At 41.2% G+C, this 18,432-nt stretch carries 30 protein-coding genes; 8 read left to right on the top strand and 22 right to left on the bottom strand.

All coding sequences use genetic code 11. From position 1 onward, the window contains the following. Positions 1–334: 334 nt before the first annotated feature. The 3 genes from spoVIF to DCC82_RS06375 form a co-directional block, all read right to left on the bottom strand. Positions 335–592 carry a sporulation-specific transcription regulator SpoVIF gene (gene spoVIF, locus DCC82_RS06385; RefSeq protein ID WP_012749482.1) on the bottom strand — a complete coding sequence of 86 codons (258 nt, stop codon included), beginning with the start codon at positions 590–592 and terminating at the stop codon, positions 335–337. Between the two features lie 119 nt (positions 593–711). Continuing rightward, positions 712–861: a YjcZ family sporulation protein gene (locus DCC82_RS06380; RefSeq protein ID WP_012749481.1), complete on the bottom strand. Its 150-nt coding sequence runs from the start codon at positions 859–861 to the stop codon at positions 712–714. Between the two features lie 76 nt (positions 862–937). After that, the gene (locus DCC82_RS06375; RefSeq protein ID WP_012749480.1) at positions 938–1,177 is read right to left on the bottom strand and encodes a hypothetical protein; all 240 of its coding nucleotides are present in this window, start codon (positions 1,175–1,177) and stop codon (positions 938–940) included. 132 nt (positions 1,178–1,309) lie between these two features. Here DCC82_RS06375 and DCC82_RS06370 point away from each other — a divergent pair, with 132 nt between their 5' ends. Next, positions 1,310–1,630, top strand: coding sequence for a thioredoxin family protein (locus DCC82_RS06370; protein WP_012749479.1), 321 nt, complete (start codon positions 1,310–1,312; stop codon positions 1,628–1,630). A gap of 147 nt (positions 1,631–1,777) precedes the next feature. Here the strand turns inward: DCC82_RS06370 and DCC82_RS17605 are convergent, their stop codons facing one another. From DCC82_RS17605 to fabI, 14 genes are all read right to left on the bottom strand, one after another. Then, entirely contained in the window at positions 1,778–1,939 is a 162-nt protein-coding gene (locus DCC82_RS17605; RefSeq protein WP_012749478.1) for a hypothetical protein, read from the bottom strand. Between the two features lie 16 nt (positions 1,940–1,955). Then, a complete protein-coding gene (locus tag DCC82_RS06365; protein WP_012749477.1) occupies positions 1,956–2,816 on the bottom strand; it encodes a DUF421 domain-containing protein in 861 nt (286 codons plus the stop codon). A gap of 12 nt (positions 2,817–2,828) precedes the next feature. Continuing rightward, the gene (locus DCC82_RS06360) at positions 2,829–3,035 is read right to left on the bottom strand and encodes a DUF1657 domain-containing protein (RefSeq protein WP_012749476.1); all 207 of its coding nucleotides are present in this window, start codon (positions 3,033–3,035) and stop codon (positions 2,829–2,831) included. A gap of 12 nt (positions 3,036–3,047) precedes the next feature. Beyond that, positions 3,048–3,404 carry a stage V sporulation protein AE gene (spoVAE, locus tag DCC82_RS06355; RefSeq protein WP_062679095.1) on the bottom strand — a complete coding sequence of 119 codons (357 nt, stop codon included), beginning with the start codon at positions 3,402–3,404 and terminating at the stop codon, positions 3,048–3,050. Continuing rightward, entirely contained in the window at positions 3,401–4,417 is a 1,017-nt protein-coding gene (spoVAD, locus tag DCC82_RS06350; RefSeq protein ID WP_081189630.1) for a stage V sporulation protein AD, read from the bottom strand. Before spoVAD ends, spoVAE begins: the two co-directional genes overlap by 4 nt. Further along, the gene (spoVAC, locus tag DCC82_RS06345; RefSeq protein WP_012749473.1) at positions 4,417–4,896 is read right to left on the bottom strand and encodes a stage V sporulation protein AC; all 480 of its coding nucleotides are present in this window, start codon (positions 4,894–4,896) and stop codon (positions 4,417–4,419) included. The genes spoVAD and spoVAC overlap by 1 nt, the downstream gene beginning before the upstream one ends. An 11-nt stretch (positions 4,897–4,907) precedes the next feature. Beyond that, positions 4,908–5,375, bottom strand: a complete 468-nt coding sequence (locus tag DCC82_RS06340; protein WP_233252939.1) for a YhcN/YlaJ family sporulation lipoprotein — start codon at positions 5,373–5,375, stop codon at positions 4,908–4,910. Between the two features lie 107 nt (positions 5,376–5,482). Further along, positions 5,483–5,689, bottom strand: a complete 207-nt coding sequence (locus DCC82_RS06335) for a DUF1657 domain-containing protein (protein WP_012749471.1) — start codon at positions 5,687–5,689, stop codon at positions 5,483–5,485. A 131-nt stretch (positions 5,690–5,820) separates the two neighbouring features. After that, on the bottom strand, positions 5,821–6,024 hold the full coding sequence (locus tag DCC82_RS06330) for a phage holin family protein (protein ID WP_108430289.1): 204 nt from the start codon (positions 6,022–6,024) through the stop codon (positions 5,821–5,823). Between the two features lie 32 nt (positions 6,025–6,056). Continuing rightward, positions 6,057–6,275, bottom strand: coding sequence for a hypothetical protein (locus DCC82_RS06325; RefSeq protein WP_012749469.1), 219 nt, complete (start codon positions 6,273–6,275; stop codon positions 6,057–6,059). A gap of 81 nt (positions 6,276–6,356) precedes the next feature. Then, positions 6,357–6,479, bottom strand: coding sequence for a hypothetical protein (locus tag DCC82_RS18535; protein WP_286170450.1), 123 nt, complete (start codon positions 6,477–6,479; stop codon positions 6,357–6,359). A 228-nt stretch (positions 6,480–6,707) separates the two neighbouring features. Continuing rightward, a complete protein-coding gene (locus tag DCC82_RS06315) occupies positions 6,708–7,055 on the bottom strand; it encodes a DUF1360 domain-containing protein (protein WP_012749467.1) in 348 nt (115 codons plus the stop codon). After that, positions 7,042–7,467 carry a CotO family spore coat protein gene (locus tag DCC82_RS06310; protein ID WP_012749466.1) on the bottom strand — a complete coding sequence of 142 codons (426 nt, stop codon included), beginning with the start codon at positions 7,465–7,467 and terminating at the stop codon, positions 7,042–7,044. The genes DCC82_RS06315 and DCC82_RS06310 overlap by 14 nt, the downstream gene beginning before the upstream one ends. A 195-nt stretch (positions 7,468–7,662) precedes the next feature. Further along, positions 7,663–8,439 (bottom strand): enoyl-ACP reductase FabI, encoded by a 777-nt coding sequence (fabI, locus tag DCC82_RS06305; RefSeq protein ID WP_108430288.1) that lies wholly within the window; start codon positions 8,437–8,439, stop codon positions 7,663–7,665. A gap of 172 nt (positions 8,440–8,611) precedes the next feature. On the opposite strand from fabI, the gene DCC82_RS06300 reads away from it, so the two are divergent. Then, entirely contained in the window at positions 8,612–9,787 is a 1,176-nt protein-coding gene (locus tag DCC82_RS06300; protein ID WP_108430287.1) for an FtsW/RodA/SpoVE family cell cycle protein, read from the top strand. Between the two features lie 76 nt (positions 9,788–9,863). Then, positions 9,864–10,601, top strand: a complete 738-nt coding sequence (gene prpE / locus DCC82_RS06295) for a bis(5'-nucleosyl)-tetraphosphatase PrpE (protein WP_108430286.1) — start codon at positions 9,864–9,866, stop codon at positions 10,599–10,601. Between the two features lie 12 nt (positions 10,602–10,613). Here prpE and DCC82_RS06290 read toward each other — a convergent pair whose 3' ends face one another. Genes DCC82_RS06290 through DCC82_RS06275 form a run of 4 tightly spaced genes read right to left on the bottom strand, consistent with a single transcriptional unit; the run spans position 10,614 to position 13,411 of the window. Next, positions 10,614–11,510, bottom strand: coding sequence for an RluA family pseudouridine synthase (locus tag DCC82_RS06290; protein WP_108430285.1), 897 nt, complete (start codon positions 11,508–11,510; stop codon positions 10,614–10,616). A gap of 58 nt (positions 11,511–11,568) precedes the next feature. After that, positions 11,569–12,363, bottom strand: coding sequence for an NAD kinase (locus DCC82_RS06285; RefSeq protein WP_285754780.1), 795 nt, complete (start codon positions 12,361–12,363; stop codon positions 11,569–11,571). A 23-nt stretch (positions 12,364–12,386) separates the two neighbouring features. After that, positions 12,387–13,019, bottom strand: coding sequence for a GTP diphosphokinase (yjbM, locus tag DCC82_RS06280; RefSeq protein WP_012749460.1), 633 nt, complete (start codon positions 13,017–13,019; stop codon positions 12,387–12,389). A 17-nt stretch (positions 13,020–13,036) separates the two neighbouring features. Continuing rightward, positions 13,037–13,411 (bottom strand): UPF0738 family protein, encoded by a 375-nt coding sequence (locus DCC82_RS06275; protein WP_012749459.1) that lies wholly within the window; start codon positions 13,409–13,411, stop codon positions 13,037–13,039. A gap of 128 nt (positions 13,412–13,539) precedes the next feature. Here DCC82_RS06275 and DCC82_RS06270 point away from each other — a divergent pair, with 128 nt between their 5' ends. From DCC82_RS06270 to DCC82_RS06250, 5 genes are all read left to right on the top strand, one after another. Further along, on the top strand, positions 13,540–14,133 hold the full coding sequence (locus tag DCC82_RS06270) for a CYTH domain-containing protein (protein ID WP_062753735.1): 594 nt from the start codon (positions 13,540–13,542) through the stop codon (positions 14,131–14,133). Further along, on the top strand, positions 14,130–14,720 hold the full coding sequence (locus DCC82_RS06265) for a lytic transglycosylase domain-containing protein (RefSeq protein ID WP_012749457.1): 591 nt from the start codon (positions 14,130–14,132) through the stop codon (positions 14,718–14,720). Before DCC82_RS06270 ends, DCC82_RS06265 begins: the two co-directional genes overlap by 4 nt. 94 nt (positions 14,721–14,814) lie before the next feature. Continuing rightward, the gene (locus DCC82_RS06260) at positions 14,815–15,228 is read left to right on the top strand and encodes a globin domain-containing protein (protein ID WP_012749456.1); all 414 of its coding nucleotides are present in this window, start codon (positions 14,815–14,817) and stop codon (positions 15,226–15,228) included. Further along, on the top strand, positions 15,221–16,114 hold the full coding sequence (spxH, locus tag DCC82_RS06255; protein ID WP_012749455.1) for a ClpXP adapter protein SpxH: 894 nt from the start codon (positions 15,221–15,223) through the stop codon (positions 16,112–16,114). Before DCC82_RS06260 ends, spxH begins: the two co-directional genes overlap by 8 nt. A 260-nt stretch (positions 16,115–16,374) precedes the next feature. Next, on the top strand, positions 16,375–16,572 hold the full coding sequence (locus tag DCC82_RS06250) for a hypothetical protein (protein ID WP_062753739.1): 198 nt from the start codon (positions 16,375–16,377) through the stop codon (positions 16,570–16,572). Positions 16,573–16,590: 18 nt separating this feature from the next. Here the strand turns inward: DCC82_RS06250 and pepF are convergent, their stop codons facing one another. Continuing rightward, on the bottom strand, positions 16,591–18,405 hold the full coding sequence (gene pepF, locus DCC82_RS06245) for an oligoendopeptidase F (protein ID WP_012749453.1): 1,815 nt from the start codon (positions 18,403–18,405) through the stop codon (positions 16,591–16,593). Positions 18,406–18,432 lie beyond the last annotated feature (27 nt).

The following is an 18,432-nucleotide window of genomic DNA, read 5'->3' as shown; positions in this document are numbered from 1 at the left end:
TCAACCAGCCGAACGCGGCAGCCAATTAGGCTAGTTGCAAGCCCACGGCTTTAGCCGTTGGGTAGTTGACGCCATATCATATTTTGCTGCACTAGTTTCTTTATATCTTCTGTATATTGTCCATGCCCTACAACAGCACGCTTCATTCGGAATGAAAGCAATCATTGTAACGTCTATTCCTTTGCGCATATTTTATTTCCTTTGTTTACTATTTATATTATAGATTTTCAAGACCGTCTTTTTGTAATTGATTCGCTTTAGTTGCCAATATTCATTTTTTCCTAAGGAATATAAAGAACAAAAGGGAGCTTCGATTCCGAAGACTCCCTTTTGCTTACTTTTTGTTATTCAACATGTTAGCAATCGTACTAAAATCAAGCTGTTTTCCGTTTTGAATGATCGTTTTGACGATTTGGTCTTCTAGCTCTTTTGGCACTTTCCGATTGGCGATTTGCGCGACGCGTTTGATGACGTGACGCACTGTTTTTTCGTCTTTAAAATTGGCATTTTGCAAAGAATTGGCTAATTCGAATACGTCTTTCATATTTACACCTGTTTTCTTTTCGATATTTTTAAAAAACTGATTATCCATTTACCAAATCCTCCTTTTCCTCTTATATCGTATGAATTGAAAACCAATAAGTGCATACATCAGAAAGAAAAAGTACGAGCTGCCCGTCGAATAGAACAGCCCGCACCCATTACATGACATTAGTATACAAACGCAGCACCGACAATAATTAACAAAATGAACAACACAACAATCAACACAAAGCTACTGCCATGGCCGAAACCGCCATAGCCAAAGCCTCCATAGCCGAAGCCTCCGTATCCTCCGAAACCGCAGCATCCAAAGCCCATAATGGTGCACCTCCTTACGCTTTGTTACTTTATCGTATTCATCATGCTTGCAACTGGTATAGGCGTATATGGAAATCTATTCCCCAAATATCCGAAACAGCTTCGAAAACTGGTTTTCTTTTTTCGAAAACCACTTGTTCATATAATCCAAGTTTCCTTGGACGCCTTTTAAAAATTGATTATTTAGCTTCTCGATTTCCTGTATTTTTTTATCGAAGTCTCTTCCCCACTGTTCAAACAACTTAATAAACTGCTCATGTCCCTCTTTTTTAGAATTCGCCCACGTTTCCAGCGCTTTTTCCAACTCGCGGCTCATCCTATCCCCTCCTTCCTTACCATTTGTTTATGCAATTTAGGGGACAATGTGCCAAAGCATATAAATTCTTTTTTTCCACAAAAATGTGATAAAGTATAAGCGGACACTACTTCATTCAAGGGGGAAATTCTATTGAAAGAGCTCCAAACGACAGAACAATTCCAAGAGGTCATTTCGGGGGAAAAACCGGTAATTGTAAAGTTTTATACAACATGGTGCCCAGATTGCACAAGAATGAACATGTTTATCGATGATATTGTTAGCGAATATTCGCAATACGATTGGTTCGAAATTAATCGCGACGATTTTCCAGAGCTTGCTGAAAAGTACCAAGTGATGGGCATTCCAAGTTTGCTCGTCTTCCGAAATGGGGAAAAAATTGCTCATCTCCATAGCGCCAATGCGAAAACACCAGAAGAAGTAAAAGAATTCTTGCAGTCATTAACCGTATAAATTTTTGCAAGCAAAAAAGCCGCTTGTCGGGTGATATTCCCTAGCGGCTTTTTCCTACTTTGCATTTTGCGCTTTTGTTCAAAGAACAGAAACGCTTTTTAATTGCCGATGGCCATCTTAGAAAAATTTTGCTTTCCAATACGTCTGTTAATACTCAATATCTTCATAATCTTTCGGCTGATGGGTGACATTGTTTTCGTTGTACATAAATTCAATCGATATTTCTTCATCGGTGGTGCTTGCACGGCTGTTTTTCTTTAATTCCAGTTTAATTTCTTCGTCTGTCGTCCGAATACGTTTTTTTTCCATTTAGTATATGCCTCCTTTAGTTTCGTAAAAATGGCTCCACTTTTTGCAATAGTTTCTGCATTTTTTCAGCGTTTGTCTTATATAGTTCTTTTGCTTCCTTTGACTCTGTTTGCAAAGCGAATAATTCAAAGTCTGCCTGCACTTTTTTGATCGCCGCTAGCAGCAGCTTTTTCTCTTGCGGCTCAGGAATTTGGATTTTATCGTCATACAAATCGAGCGTCAGCTGACCGTAAGAGTCTACTTGGCCTAAAAACACATTCTCGATCGCCACCCCTTGTTTATCCAATTCCTGTTTTAGCCAGCCGCGGTTCAGCCCCATCGTCGCAAGCGGCTCATCTAAAATCATGCCGTCCATAATTACTGTTTGCGGCTCCTTTTCTGACGGAGGGTTTGGAAATACGTCCCCAACGGTTAACGGCTGTTTTTCCCGTTTCAATAACACGTTTAACTCGCCGTTCGGCTCAAGCACCGCAAATTCCACATCTGCCACACGAAACACATCTTTTTTGCGAAGCTGCTCGAGCAATTCATCGACGGTATATTTTTCCCGTTTTAAATTATCTTCTAACACTTTGCCGTTTTTAATAAAGACCGTCGAATTGCCTTCAACGAAGTTGCGGAATTTTTTATTTCGCAGTGAAAGACGGGAAGTAGCCACCGGGAATAACGCCCAAATTAAAATACTTGTAATTCCTTCCTCCAGACTAATACTTAAATCCATTGACATTGTTCCCGCAATGTCGCCAATGGTAATGCCGACGATATACTCAAAAAACGAAAGTTTTGCTAATTGTTTTTTTCCTAATATCCGTGTAATGATAAACAACCCAATTATAATAAAAACCGAACGAATTGCTACTTCTAACCATACTGGCATCGATCATGCTCCTTACTTTCCATGATATTGAGGCTCCTCCAATTCCAGCTTGCCGATACGCTTTTTTATATCTGCAATAATTTCCTCTGTCATCATCATCGCCTCATGGAACGTTCTCTGCGCCTCTTCATCTTGTGAAATGAGAGCAAGCCCTTGCAGTCCGGCATGAATGCTCTTTAAGCTCGCTAGACTTTGTTTTACTTGCGAGGCAACGGTCATCGCTTTTCCTCCTTATCCTTTTGGTCGGAATAATAGTGCACCGATAAATCCAAATACAATTGCTGCCGAAATGCCAGAACTTGTGACTTCAAACATTCCCGTCAGCACTCCAATAATGCCATGTCTGTCCGCCTCTTGAAGCGCCCCATGAACTAGCGAATTCCCAAAACTGGTAATCGGAATTGTTGCACCAGCGCCAGCAAAATCAATGAGCGGCTCATATAAACCGAAACCATCTAAAATGGCGCCAACGACAACCAGCGATGCCAACGTATGGGCAGGAGTCAGTTTGAACACATCCATCAAAATTTGTCCAATAACACAAATAAGCCCACCGACAACAAACGCCCAAAAAAACATCGACATCATGATTCATCACCTCCATACTCGATCGCCACCGCGTGAGCAATGCAAGGAATCGTTTCGTTTTGCTGGAACGAAAGCGGCGATAGAAGGGCGCCGGTTGCAACGACGAGAATTCTTTTCAGCTCCCCTCGTTTCATTCGGTTTAACAAATGCCCGTATACGACAGTGGCAGAACAACCAGCACCGCTCGCTCCCGCTAATACGGGCTGACCTTCTCGGTAAATAATCAATCCACAGTCTTGATAGCGATCTTCCTCTACATTCACTCCATGTTGACGCAATAAATCGAACGATATTTCATGTCCGATCTTTCCTAAATCCCCGGTGACGATCAAGTCATAGTAAGAGGCATCAATTTGCATATCGCGCAAATGTGCTTCGATCGTATCTACTGCCGCAGGTGCCATCGCTCCACCCATATTGAACGGGTCGCTCAATCCCATATCAATGACCCGGCCGATCGTCGCTGATGTAACACGCGGTCCATCGCCGTGAGAGCTGATAAGCGCTACACCTGCCCCGGTGACTGTCCATTGGGCGGTTGGCGGCTTTTGCCCACCGTATTCCGTTGGATAACGGAATTGCTTCTCTACCGCCGCATTATGACTTGACGCACCAGTCAATATATAGTCTGCCCCACCGTAATTCACAATAAAAGCACTTAACGCCAATCCTTCCATCGAAGTAGAGCAGGCGCCAAACACCCCTAAGTATGGAGCGCCAATCGTTCTTGCCGCAAAACTAGTCGGGGTCATCTGGTTAATAAGATCTCCGGCAATTAGAAACTGCACTTTCTCTTTTTCTATTCCCGCTTTTTCCATCGCTTTGAACATCGCTTCTTCCAGCAGCACTTTGTGCGCCTTTTCATACGATTCCTCACCGAGCCACAAATCTTCATGAAGCAGATCGAAATCATCGGCGATGCGGCCGTTTGCTTCGAACGGCCCTCCAACAGTCGCCGTTGACAAAATAGTCGGTTTGTTTTCAAACACCCATGTCCGATGCCCTTTTAGCATTATAAACCACCCCATTTCGTTGCGATCGTTTTCACTAATGCAACGACAAAGGCGGAAAACGTACCAAATAAAATAACCGACCCTGCCAGCTTAAACATGTTCGAGCCGACCCCAAGCACAAATCCTTCCGTCCGATGCTCAATCGCTGCCGAAATAACGGCATTCCCAAAGCCTGTAACAGGAACAGCGCTGCCAGCCCCAGCAAATTGCGCAATCCGGTCATACACTCCAAGTCCGGTTAAAATCATCGAAATAAATATCATCGTTGCTACGGTCGGATTTCCCACCGTTTGCTCCGTAAAATCAAAAAAGTACATGTAAAGATACGATATCGCTTGCCCAATGGTACAAATTAGCCCGCCAATAAGGAAAGCGCGAACACAGTTTTTCAAGACAGGGCGTTTCGTTTCTCGTTCTTTCTCAAATAAATGATATTCTTGTTGTACGGGAGTAAGTTTTTTTCGTTTCTCGTTTGCCATGGTGCCACCCCTTACGTGAGCTCTTCGCTTAATTGTTTGATCTTTTCTATTTGTTGATCTACTTTCCGTTCATTCCATTTTTTATTTCCTAATTTGCCACGCAGTTCTTCTGTCTTCCAAAATATTTTTAAATCACTCGATGAAACAATTTGATAATTTGGAAATAAACGTATTAACTGACGATCAATTTCTTTTTCGATTTGTTTGCGATAAAATCGATGCATATGCTTTATTTGATAAGCAACGAGCAGTTTTTTGCTTGTGTTTACAGCAATGACATTTTTTATATCATCTCTTTCCTTAAGATGCGCAACTGCTTGTTCTGCCGCTTGCTGATTGATGGCAGCCTGTTGCGCTCCATTTGTATTTATTTCCATGAAATCAGATCCTTGCATCGACTGCTGTTTTACTTTGTTTTCATTCGCACAGCCGCCCATTAATATGCCGATAACAATCGTCATCATCAACCATTTTCTCATTCTCATCAACCCATCCATTTATGTATTTCGTTCGAAAAAAGGTTGGTATATAACCAACCTTTTTTCAACATCTTTGGAAACTCGATCTCGCTGCAAAATAGCATGTGTTATTGTTGTTTATATTGTGGCTCTTCGTTTTGAATTTCTTGCACGCGAGAGTTGACTAAATCAACGATCGCTTGTGTTTGTTGCGCTGCTTGTTGATAAAGTTGTTTTGCTGCTTGGTTTTCCGTTTGTAATGCAAATGTTTCGAAACTTGCTTGAGCTGATTTTAAACCTGCTAATGTTTGTTTTACTTGAGTTGCAACAGTCATGTTTATTCCCTCCCTAATATTGTGGTAGTATCGATTACAATTGTTAGAATGGATTTTTTACGGAAAAATATAATTGTTATTTTTTACAAAAAACGAGCTGTCCATCGAACTGGACAGCTTTTCCCTTATACTTATTTTTCTTTATTCACTTTGTCAAAGTAACCGCGGCCAAGAGATGGGTTGTTAATAATCCCTGCGATGACGAGAATGCTTAAAAATGCTTCATACAGACGCTCGTACTTCCCTAAATCGATATCGACGCCAAATGTTTGCAGCGCCAAAAAGATAAAAGAACCGATGGCAAGCCAAAGACCATAGTTTTTAAAGCGTTCCACTTACGCTTCCCCCATCCATTTTCACCAAATGCTTAAATCCAGGAAAAAGGTCTTCTTTCCTCTTCATGATCATCATGCTTATGATCATCACGCGGTGATTCTTCATGAACATCTTCAATTGCTTCTACATCTTCGCGATGCGGAAATAACCACGGATCGCGAATGCGTCCTTTTGGAACTATTATCACATCGTCAGCATGAATAATTAGCTTATCGACATGGATAACACGAGATTTTTTACGACCAGACATCCCCATTCCTCCTTCCTGTCGACTTGTTGCATTGTTAGACTATGCAACTAGGCAGATGAAGGTATAGGCATTTTTCACAGTTTATCCATTATTTCTTTTTATTGTTCTGCCGCAGCCACATCCTCCTGCCCACTTCGCAGCCGTCTTTTTGGAAGAATACACTCGTTTTGCCTTAATTTGCTGTGGTTGAATTCCTTTTTTCATCGCTATAACCTCCAAGCTGTGTAGTGTATTATTAGTTTATGTGGTGCGGAAAAAATGTGTTTCTCCTTTTTCATCAGGATATAATTGGCATTGGCCAAAAAACTGTTGTCGAAAATCCCGTAAACATTCCATGATGTTGCAATGATTTCTTGCTTTGCGCGTATTAATCGATACTTTATCATAGATACAAGAAAACGAGCGGGAGCCCTTTCTTTCCCCCGCTCGTTTTTATGAATCCCATTTTTCCACTGCCCATTCGATGAAAGAGGCGCCCCCAGCAATCGCCAATATCATGAGAAGTGGATGAAATATAATAGGACAGAATATGTTGCCGATATAAAGAATAGCAGCACACCAAATTCCTGTACACCAATAGCAGCTCAGCAGTTCCCCGATCCAATGGCGCAGACCGCTTCCTTTAATATGCAAAAATGATTGTACCGTTCCATCCGGCAACGTTTCTTCCACAATTTCATGAAATGGCTTCCGCAAAAAAGCAGTAATTGAATCATACATGATCAATCTCGTCATCCGAAACATACCTAAAATAAAAAGAAAAAGTTCAGTAGCGGTCACGATGTTCTTCTTCTCCCTTCTCAGAAAAACCAATTAACGTAAGGGAAACGACCTCCTTTCTTGGAATCGCAACCTCTCCGAAAGCAGTATCCATGATAATTTCCGTTTTATCATATTCACGGATGATTCCTTCTCTTTCTCCGTCCGTACTAACGAGCTTGCATTTTATATTGGCAAGATGCTCTGGGAGATTGCCTAAAAAGGACAGCTGTTCCTCTAGCGACATTTGTTGAAACTGCTTTTCTTGCTCTTGGACAATTTCTTCATGTCCCCATTCGTTCTCATGCTCCGTTTTTTTCTCGACATCCTTTTTGCTTTTAAACGTTTTCTGCATGTAAGAAACCACACGCTCCAGCTTCGGCTGCACGATATAAAGAAGCGGCTCATTTTCCACCATATCCCGCCGTTTCATCGATAGTCCCCTCCTTTTTCAACTGTTGCCTTATATATGTATGCTGTTTATCATAAGAATTGCCAAGAAGTTACCCAAAAAAAAACAAGCTGCTCCTTTTCTAGGAACAGCTAATCCGATTTATATAACGTTTTTTCGATCGCTATCACCATTGCTGGATGGGAATGATCGATGATCCGGCTCTAATTTTTCATTTTAATACCCTAAAATATGGTACCCAGAATCGACGTGGATAATTTCCCCCGTAATGCCGCGTGACAAATCGCTAAATAAAAATAGTGCCGCATCGCCAACTTCTTCTTGCGTCGTCGTGCGACGAAGCGGAGCGCGTTCTTCGATTTGTTTTAAAATCGAGTTGAAGTCGCTAACCCCTTTTGCCGATAACGTCCGAATCGGTCCTGCTGAAATGGCATTGACACGGATGCCGTATTTTCCTAAATCGTTTGCTAAATATTTTACACTTGCATCAAGCGATGCTTTTGCTACACCCATAATGTTATAATTTTGTACCACACGTTCACCGCCAAGGTATGTTAATGTGACGATGCTTCCGCCTTCGGTCATCAACTCTTTCGCTTCCCTAGCAACAGCGGTTAATGAATAAGCGCTGATGTTATGGGCAAGCAAAAATCCTTCGCGGCTTACATTCATATATTCTCCGCTTAAATCTTCTTTGTTTGCATATGCAATACAGTGGGCAACCCCATGAATGACGCCAACTTGCTCCTTAATTTGTTGGAAGCATTGGATTATTTCTTCATCTTTTGTCACATCACATGGCAAAAGAAGAGAGTTTTCATCCTCCAGCGTATCAACAAGAGAGCGAACCTCTTTTTCAAAACGTTCCCCAGCGTATGTAAACACAAGACGAGCCCCCGCTGCGTGCAAAGACCGCGCAATTCCCCATGCAATACTGCGTTTATTCGCCACTCCCATAACCACATATGTACGTCCTTTTAACGATAAATTCATCCGTCATCCTCCTATATCCATTAAAATTAATATTTGTTATTAGTACCTAGTGTTAATTTTATTATATGATAAGTCTCACAGAAAGTAAATGAGTCAAAACTCTTTGCAAAAATATCGTAATTCGTTAATATGGTATATGGCATGTTTTTATCATGATGGAGAGGGTCATAATATGGAACAAGATCGGCTATCACAACCAAAGCTTGATTATAATTTGTTGTTTATTTTGTTTTTAATGGCGATTGTTAGTGCGATCGCTATTCATAGCGCACAACCAACTTTGCCGGAAAAATTGCAGAATGTCAATTTTGCTTATAAACAATTGCAATGGTATGCGATTGGAGTTGTTGTTATCGCATTAACGATGATTATCGACTATGATCGTTTTTTCCAAATCGCGTGGTATTTATATGGATTTGGAATGCTGCTGTTATTGGGCCTTGAACTTAACGTTCCTGGAACAGTCACCATTAAAGGAGCAACGAGCTGGTACTCTCTTCCAGGCGGGAACTTTCAGCCATCTGAATTAATGAAAATTTTTATGATTATCGTCCTTAGCCGCATTATCATTAACCATCGCGAGAAATACCCGGAACCGACAATAAAAGATGATTTTAAATTGCTCGGTAAAATCGCATTAACACTCTTACCGCCATTAATCTTGTTAATGAAGCAACCAGATTTGGGAATGTCGATGGTGTTTGTTGCCATTACTGGATCGCTTGTGCTTGTTTCTGGCATTCGCTGGCGCATTATTTTCGGAATTGTGTTTGCCGGATTGATGGTCGTTGCTATTCTTGTATTTATTTTCTTCCGATTTCCTGACTTTTTCCACAAATATATTATTTTAGACGAATATCAGTTAAACCGTTTTTATGGCTGGCTTGCTCCTTATGAATATTCCAATGAACAGGGCTTCCAGCTCATTCGTTCCCTGCTTGCGATTGGATCTGGAGAATTATACGGCAAAGGATACGGCAATCTAGACGTATATCTCCCTGAAGCACATACCGACTTTATTTTCGGAATCATCGCCGAACAGTTCGGTTTCATTGGTGCAAGCATTGTCATTTCGTTATTTTTCCTTCTTGTCTATCGCATGGTTCATATTGCTTTAGAAAGCAATGATTTATACGGAAGCTACTTATGCGCCGGGGTCATCGGAATGATTACATTCCAAGTGTTCCAAAACGTCGGAATGACAATCGGTCTTTTGCCGATCACCGGGCTTCCTCTTCCGTTTATCAGTTATGGAGGAAGTTCGCTTGCGACTTATATGTTAGCCATTGGACTTGTTCTGAATGTCCATTCACGCACGAAAAAGTTTATGTTTTCTTCCGATGAATAAAAAGCCGCATGACAAGCGGCTTTTTATTTTATAATAATCATGCGCATTCATTACTTTACTAAAGGAGAATGAAGCGATGAAAATCGATATCATTGGCGATATTCATGGATGTTATTCAGAGTTTGTAAAGCTAACTAAAAAGCTTGGATATGAATGGAATAGCGGCATTCCCGTTCATCCAGACGGGCGGAAACTCGGCTTTGTCGGCGATTTAACAGACCGCGGCCCACAATCGTTGCAAACAGTAGAAGTTGTCTATTCCCTTGTCGAGCGCAAGTCAGCTTATTATGTCCCAGGGAATCATTGCAATAAACTGTATCGCTTCTTTTTAGGAAGAAACGTCCAAATTACGCACGGTCTTGAAACAACTGTCGCAGAATATCGCGCATTGCCGCCAAGTGAACAAGCAATGATTCGAAAAAAGTTTATGAGGCTATATGAAGCCGCTCCGTTATACGCGCAGCTAGATAACGGCCGCCTTATTATTGCCCATGCTGGCCTTCGTCGAGACTATATTGGAAGAAATGATAAAAAAGTTCAAACATTCGTTCTTTATGGTGATATTACTGGGGAAACAAATCCCGATGGAACACCTGTCCGGCGAGATTGGGCAAAGCGTTACAAAGGAAGCGCATGGATTGTATACGGTCATACACCGGTGAAACAACCTAGAATCATTAATCGTACGATTAATATTGATACTGGCTGCGTATTCGGCGGAGCGCTTACCGCTTTTCGATATCCTGAAATAGAAACCATATCGGTTCCATCTTCCTTGCCATATGTGCCGGAAAAATTCAGAACGTTCGATTGAAAATGCCGCTTATCAGCTTACCCGTTCCATCAATTGTTTCATATCATCAGGAAGCGGGCAAGAAAACGTATATATTTTCCGCTTGATCGGATGGAAAAAGGAAAGCTCTTTGCTGTGCAACGCCTGGCGGCTAATTGCTTCCCGGCTTCCGCCATACAATTCATCCCCTGCAAGCGGGTGGCCAATATGCGCTAAATGAACACGAATTTGATGCGTGCGGCCTGTCTCTAGCTGGAGCGATACGTATGTATATTCACGAAGCCTCTGTAATACGCGAAAATGAGTTACAGCCCGCTGACCATCTTTGCGAACTTCCCGCTCAATAATGCTATCGCTTTTACGGGCGATTGGTGCATCGATCGTTCCCTCGTCTTCCACTAAACATCCGTGGCAAATCGCTTCATAACATCTCGTTACTTTTCCTTGTTGCTGCAGCGTGGATAATAAATGATGAACATGACGATGTTTTGCGACAAGAACAAGACCGGAAGTATCGCGATCCAGTCTTGTTACAACATGAATCGTCGACTCTAACTGTTGTTTTTTGTAATGATACAGCAATGCATTAGCAAGCGTACCGTTCGGATGCTCACGCGATGGAATCGTTGCCATAAACGGCGGTTTATTCACGACTAAAACATATTCATCCTCATATACAATATCAAGCGGAATCGCTTCCGGCATCATCCCTTCACTTGGGGATTCTTTCGGAAATAGTACTCGCAATGTTTCTCCACAACAAAGACGATGACGAACAGTGACTGGCTGTTCATCCACGAAAATGGCCCCTCCATGGAATTTAATGTCTGTTAATGCCGTTTTCGAAATGCCTTGTTCCTTTAAAAATTCCCGGACAAGCTTTCCTTCCTCTTTTTCCGTAATCGTCCAAGTTAGCGTAAAACGCGACAATGTTTTGTACCTTCCTTTACTTCCTATTTATTCTAATCAAACAATGGAGCGAAACGGGTTAATCAGCGATAAATGAATCGCGCACTCGCTTCCAAAATGGAAACGGGCGGAAACGAGCAAAACGAATTTTCTCCTGTGCGACGCGACATTGAATCGATTTAACGTCTTTATGCAAAAGCGATAAATGATCAATCGTAATTTGAAAATCGACATTGTTCACTGGCTTTAATATACATGTATGGTGCGCAGGAAGTACAAGCGGTGATCCAATCGTGCGGAACACCCGGTTATTGATGGACGCCATCTCGGTTACTTGTATCGCTTCGAGTGATGGGTGTAATATCGCGCCGCCTAGCGCTTTATTATAGGCGGTGCTTCCTGTCGGCGTAGAAATGCATAATCCGTCACCGCGAAACGTTTCAAATAAATCACCGCGAATTTCTACATCGATCACGAGCGTGCCGCTGACGCTTTTTACTGTGCATTCATTTAAAGCGAGATATTTTGCTTCCCGCCCTCCGTTTATATAGCGAATAATCACTTCTAACAACGGATACTCCACCACTTGGTACGGTGTTTTCGCAATCGCGATGACCAGCTTCTCGATTTCTTCAGGCACCCAATCGGCGTAAAATCCTAAATGTCCGGTATGAACACCGACAAACGCCGTTTTATCTAATCGGCGACAATAACGATGGAACGCATAAAGCAATGTTCCATCACCGCCGACAGAAATGACAATATCAGGTTTATCTTCATCATACTGTAAATCAAAATCAAGTAAATATGTTTTAATTTTTTGCGTAAGTGCGTTCGATGTCTCATCCCCTTTGGACGTAACGGCAAATTTCATCGGCGCTTGTTTTTCTTTCATCGTTATTCCCCTTTTGCATCCTGTTTTCGCGAAAAAGCTGCTTGCGCTTCTTGAATTTCAAAGCGAATTTTTGACATTTCTTCGTCCAAACGATAAGCTGCTTCTGCAGCGCGCTGCAATCTTACTTTAATATCTTCAGGAAAGCGACCGCTATACTTGTAGTTTAAAGAATGTTCAATCGTTGCCCAAAAATTCATCGCGAGCGTCCGAATTTGAATCTCTGCCAAAATTTTCTTTTCTCCGCAAATCGTTTGCACCGGATAGCGGATCACTACATGGTAAGAGCGATAACCGCTTTCTTTTTTTTGGCTGATGTAATCTCGTTCTTCCACAATTTCAAAATCGTTCCGCTTCCGAAGCAATTCGACTACCGTTTTAATATCATCGACAAATTGGCACATCATACGAAGTCCGGCAATATCTTGCATTTGTTCTTCCAATTTATCAAGAGGTATATTTTTCTTTTGCGCTTTATCCAAAATGCTTGCGACTGGCTTTACTCTTCCGGTAACAAATTCTATTGGCGAATGCACCCCTAAAATTTCAAATTGGGCGCGCATTCCTTTTAGTTTTACTTTTAATTCTTCCACCGCTTGTTTGTATGGCGCCAAAAATAAATCCCAATGTTTGACCATCATACCACCACCAATTGTTATGTAAGAAAAATTTCTTTTACCGCCTGTTCCATCTGTTCTCCGTAATTGGCGTTTCCATCAATATTTTCAATTAAATATGTTAGCTCTTCCTTGAAATGGGTTAGTTCCATTTCGATCGTTCCACTTTGCAAAAAGATAGGTGTACCGTCTGTTAATACTTGTTTGATGTCCATCCAAAACTCGGATGGAATCGCAACATAAATAAAATCTTCATCCGTTTCTAATATATAAATAAACGCAATATTGTCTGAATCAACAAGCATATGATTTTTTGGTCTTGCTTGTTCAAGCGAAAATGGAGGATGATCGCAGATTAGCCATAATCGCTCATCTCGTTTTTCTACTTTTTCTACGACTAATTTCTTTTGCATGCCAAATCTCCTTCCACATAAACAGTCCTTTTTTATTTTACCATAATCACCCTATGCATAATAAATAATTGATATTCAACAATAAACATCCGATAATAAAATTGAAATGGATACAAAGGGGAGAAAACATGAACCAAGAAATAGAAATCGAATTTAAAAATTTATTAACAAAAGAAGAATTCGACCGAATTCGCCAAGTGTTTCATATCGATGATCATGCTTTTGAACATCAAGAAAATCATTATTTTGACACACCGCAATTTTTGTTAAAAGACAAACGAGCAGCACTGCGAATTCGCGTAAAAAACGGCAACTACACATTAACGTTGAAACAAACAACAGCACAAGGGGTTTTGCTTGAGACGCATGAACAGCTTACAAAAGAAGAAGCAGACGCCCTCTTAAATGGCACTGCAATGGTTCAAGGCCCGATTGCACAAATTCTTCAAGAAATTGGCGTTCCGCCTGAACAACTACGACATTTTGGCACATTAGCCACCGACCGAGCACAATGGATGTACAAAGGCGGCACACTTTTTCTTGATCATAGTCATTACCTACAAACCGATGATTATGAGTTAGAATATGAGACTAAAGATGCAGAAAGCGGAAAACAACGATTTTTACAGCTGCTTCATTCTTTGCATATCCCAATTCGGCCAACAGCTAATAAAATTCAACGTTTATATATGAAAAAATATAGAGCGGAGGAAGAGCGATGAACACTCCTGCACTAAAACTATTGTTGGAACTTCAGGCATTGCAAAATTTATCTACCAATCGTCCAAACATCATAAATCAAAATAACACATGGTCATTTGCGCAGCTATTCCATCAATTGCTGTCAGAGCAGCAATCAATGTTGCAAGTCCCTGAAAATCCAAATGTGTCAACACCATCGGCAGAAAAAACATCTTCCTCTAAACATATGGATGGAAATATTGATACATTAATTGCACAGGCTGCGGAAAAATATGATGTTGATCCAAAGCTCGTTCGCGCTGTCATTCGTCACGAATCTAATTTTAATCCAAATGCGCGCAGCCGCGCCGGTGCGGCTGGACTTATGCAGTTAATGCCAAGCACCGCAAAAATGCTTGGAGTAGAAAACCGTTTTGATCCAGCCCAAAACATCGAGGGCGGGACAAAATATTTACGAATGCTGCTTGACCGCTATAACGGCAATGTTTCGCTTGCACTTGCCGCATATAATGCCGGCCCTGGAAACGTAGATCGTTATGGAGGAATTCCACCATTTGCCGAAACAAGAGCATATGTTGAAAAAGTGCTCAACACATACTACTCATAATATTTATTCAAGTCACTTTGTTTGAGATAAATAAACTTCATTGTTAAAATAGCAGTAAAATAATCGTACACAATATCTAAAAGGAGTATTCACAATGGCTGAACAATGGCAAACACTTTATGAGGCGGTCGGTGGAGAAAAAACAATTACAAGGCTTGTGGAAGCTTTCTATAAACGTGTTGCTAAACATCCTGATTTAATCCCAATTTTTCCGGATGATTTAACAGAAACGATTAGAAAACAAAAACAATTTTTAACACAATACTTAGGAGGGCCGCCACTTTACACAGAGGAGCACGGACATCCAATGTTGCGGGCACGTCATTTGTCATTTGAAATTACTCCAACTCGCGCTGAGGCATGGCTTTCCTGTATGCGTGCGGCAATGGATGAAATCGGTCTGTCTGGACCGGTGCGCGAACAAATTTATCATCGTCTCGTTTTGACTGCTCATCATATGGTCAATACCCCAGACAATTTGGAAAGAAAGGAGCATTCCCTTGAATGACAAATTAGCTGGGAAGCCGACCCCAGATTGGTGGTATGCTTCCCAGCCTCGCAGCAACGAGACAAAGCCGTTGGAAATTTATTTGTTTATCGATCCTTTATGCCCTGAATGCTGGGGGCTTGAACCTATTATCAAAAAGCTAATCATTGAGTATGGTCGCTTTTTTACATTGAAACATGTGTTAAGCGGAACATTGGCAACGCTGAATATGCGGAAACGCCATAAGCCAGAAACGATCGCCAAAGTGTGGGAGCGGACGGCGTGCCGTTCGGGAATGTCTTGCGATGGAAGCCTATGGCTTGAAAATCCAATTTCTAGCCCATTTGCTCCATCGATCGCCATTAAAGCGGCGGAATTGCAAGGCAAACGCGCAGGGATTCGTTTCTTACGCAAATTACAGGAATTATTGTTTTTGGAAAAGCAAAATGTATCCGATATTTCCGTGTTAATTGATTGTGCAATAAGCGTTGGATTGGATGTGGATGAATTTGTTCGTGATTTACAGTCGTCAAGTGCGTCCAAAGCATTTCAATGCGATTTAAAAATTACATCAGAGATGGATGTAAATGAAATTCCAACACTCGTCTTTTTTAACGAAAACATTGAGGACGAAGGAATTAAAATTTCCGGATGTTACCCTTACGAGATTTATGTCGAACTTATTCATGAATTGCTTGGCTTCCATCCAGAACCATCCCCTCCTCCCCCGCTCGAGTCATTTTTAAGCCATTTTAAATTCGTCGCCACAAAGGAAATTGCAGTTGTTTATGATATGACTATAAACGAAGCGGAAAAAGAGATGAAAAAACTGCAGCTGAAACAAAAAGTGGAAAAAGTACCGGTAAAGCATGGAACGTTTTGGCGCTATATCTCAGAAGAAGAATAAATAAGGAAAAGCCCGGCTGAATGCCGGGCTTTTCCTTGTTGCCAAGACAACAAAGGGGATGGGAGAAATTTTTCACGGTCAAACAAAGGGGTATAAGGTTTTTGTGACTTCGTTCACGATATTATCTTAACAAATTAGGGCGAGTGTTGACAACTACTTTGTGCTTTTGTTCACATTATTGTCATAAATATAGAAGAAAGTATTTTTTCCTATGCTTTGTTCATATAAATGAAATGAATCAAATTAGGAAGGTGAAAAAGGTGAAGAAACACATCACTCTGTTCATTTGGGGATTGGTTGTGCTTATCGCCTTTTGTTTAAATTTGTTTGGTCTTATGCATCTTATTCCACTGTTTATTACGATGCCACTTTTATTTGTTTCCATTTTTGGCTTTTTAGCAACTTGGAACAGCCGCAACCAATTTAAAGGATTTTATCAAAAGCGAATGTGGCAATAACTCCACATTCGCTGTTTTTTACGATAACATCTGTTCCATTTCATCTAGTTTTTCTGCGAATACTTGACAAGCCTGCCGGATCGGTTCCGCGCTCGTCATATCTACTCCCGCTTTTTTCAACACCTCAATTGGATAATCGGAGCTGCCTGCTTTTAAAAACTCAATATAGCGTTTAACAGCCGGTTCCCCTTCTTCTAATATTTGTCTGCTTAATGCGGTGGCTGCGCTAAACCCTGTGGCATATTGATAAACATAATAATTGTAATAAAAATGTGGAATCCGCGCCCATTCTAATCCAATTTCCTTATCGACGACAATATCATCACCGAAATATTTTTTGTTTAATTCGTAATACATGGAAGTCAATGAATCAGCTGTTAACGCTTCGCCTTCCTGCGCCTTCATATGGATCATATGTTCAAACTCTGCAAACATCGTTTGCCGAAAGACCGTGCCACGGAACCCTTCTAAATAATGGTTAAGTAAATATAACCGTTTTTTCTCATCATCGATCGTTTTTAATAAATAATCACTTAATAGCGCTTCGTTGCATGTCGATGCAACTTCAGCAACAAAAATGGAATAATCTCCATACGGATACGGCTGCGTTTTGCGTGTGTAATAACTATGCACAGAGTGGCCAAATTCGTGGACTAACGTAAACAAATTATGGACGTTATCTTGCCAGTTAAGCAAAATATATGGATTTGTTCCATATGAACCTGATGAATAGGCACCGCTTCGTTTCCCTTTATTTTCGCGTACATCTACCCAGCGGTTTTCGAGGCCCTCTTTAACGATGCCAATATATTCTTCACCGAGCGGAGCAAGCCCTTTTAACATGTATTCTTTCGCTTCTTCATACGTTACTTCCATTTTTACATCTTGCACAAGCGGAGTATATAAATCATACATATGAAGTTCGTCAAGTCCAAGCGCTTTTTTGCGTAAACGGACATAACGGTGCAACAGCGGCAAATGTTCATGAACCGTTTCGATCAAATTATCGTAAACACTTTCAGGAATATTATTGCTGCTTAATGCCGCTTCTCTCGCTGATTTATAACGGCGAACGCGGGCAAAAAAGTTATCTTTTTTCACCGCTCCGGCGAGAGTGCTAGCAAACGTATTTTTGTACTTTTCGTACGTATCATATACCGCTTTAAACGCATCGCGCCGCACACGGCGGTCTGTGCTTTCCAAAAAGCGAATAAAACGGCCATGTGTCACTTCCACTTCTTCCCCATTTTCATCAATAATCGTTGGGAATGTTAAATCCGCATTATTCAGCATGCCAAATGTAGTCGAAGATGCTTGCATGACTTCCGCAGCTTGGGCAAGGAGCGCCTCCTCCTCGGCAGACAATACATGCGGACGCTGACGGTTAATTTCGTCTAAAGCGTGTTCATACAGCTTTAATTCTTTTTTCTCTTCTAAAAATGAACGCAACTTCGCCTCATCGATCGCTAAAATTTCCGGAACGATAAACGCCATCGCACTAGACGCTTCGCTATAAAGGCTGGTAGCACGGTCATTAAGTCCTTGATAAAAGGCATTTGTCGTATCTTGGTCGTAACGCATATGCGCATATGTATATAGCTTGCCGAGACGCATCGATATCTCATCTTGATATTGCAGCGCTTCGTATAACGTATCTGCTGATTCTCCCAACCGCCCTTGATAGTCCGATAATTTCGGAATCATTTTTTTCACTGCTTGGAATTCTTGCTCCCATGCTTCATCCGTTGGGAAAATATCCTCTAAACGCCATGTTTCTTCTACAGGAATTTCACTTCGTGATGGCAACGATTTTTTTGTTTTCTTTTCTTCCATTTTGCAAACCTCCTTTTGGAAAATTAT

Source organism: Geobacillus sp. LYN3, from assembly GCF_003064505.1.
GTDB classification, from domain to species: domain Bacteria; phylum Bacillota; class Bacilli; order Bacillales; family Anoxybacillaceae; genus Parageobacillus_B; species Parageobacillus_B toebii.
The sequence above is the reverse complement of the archived record's forward strand: the minus strand, read 5'-3'. Positions and strand labels throughout refer to the sequence as shown.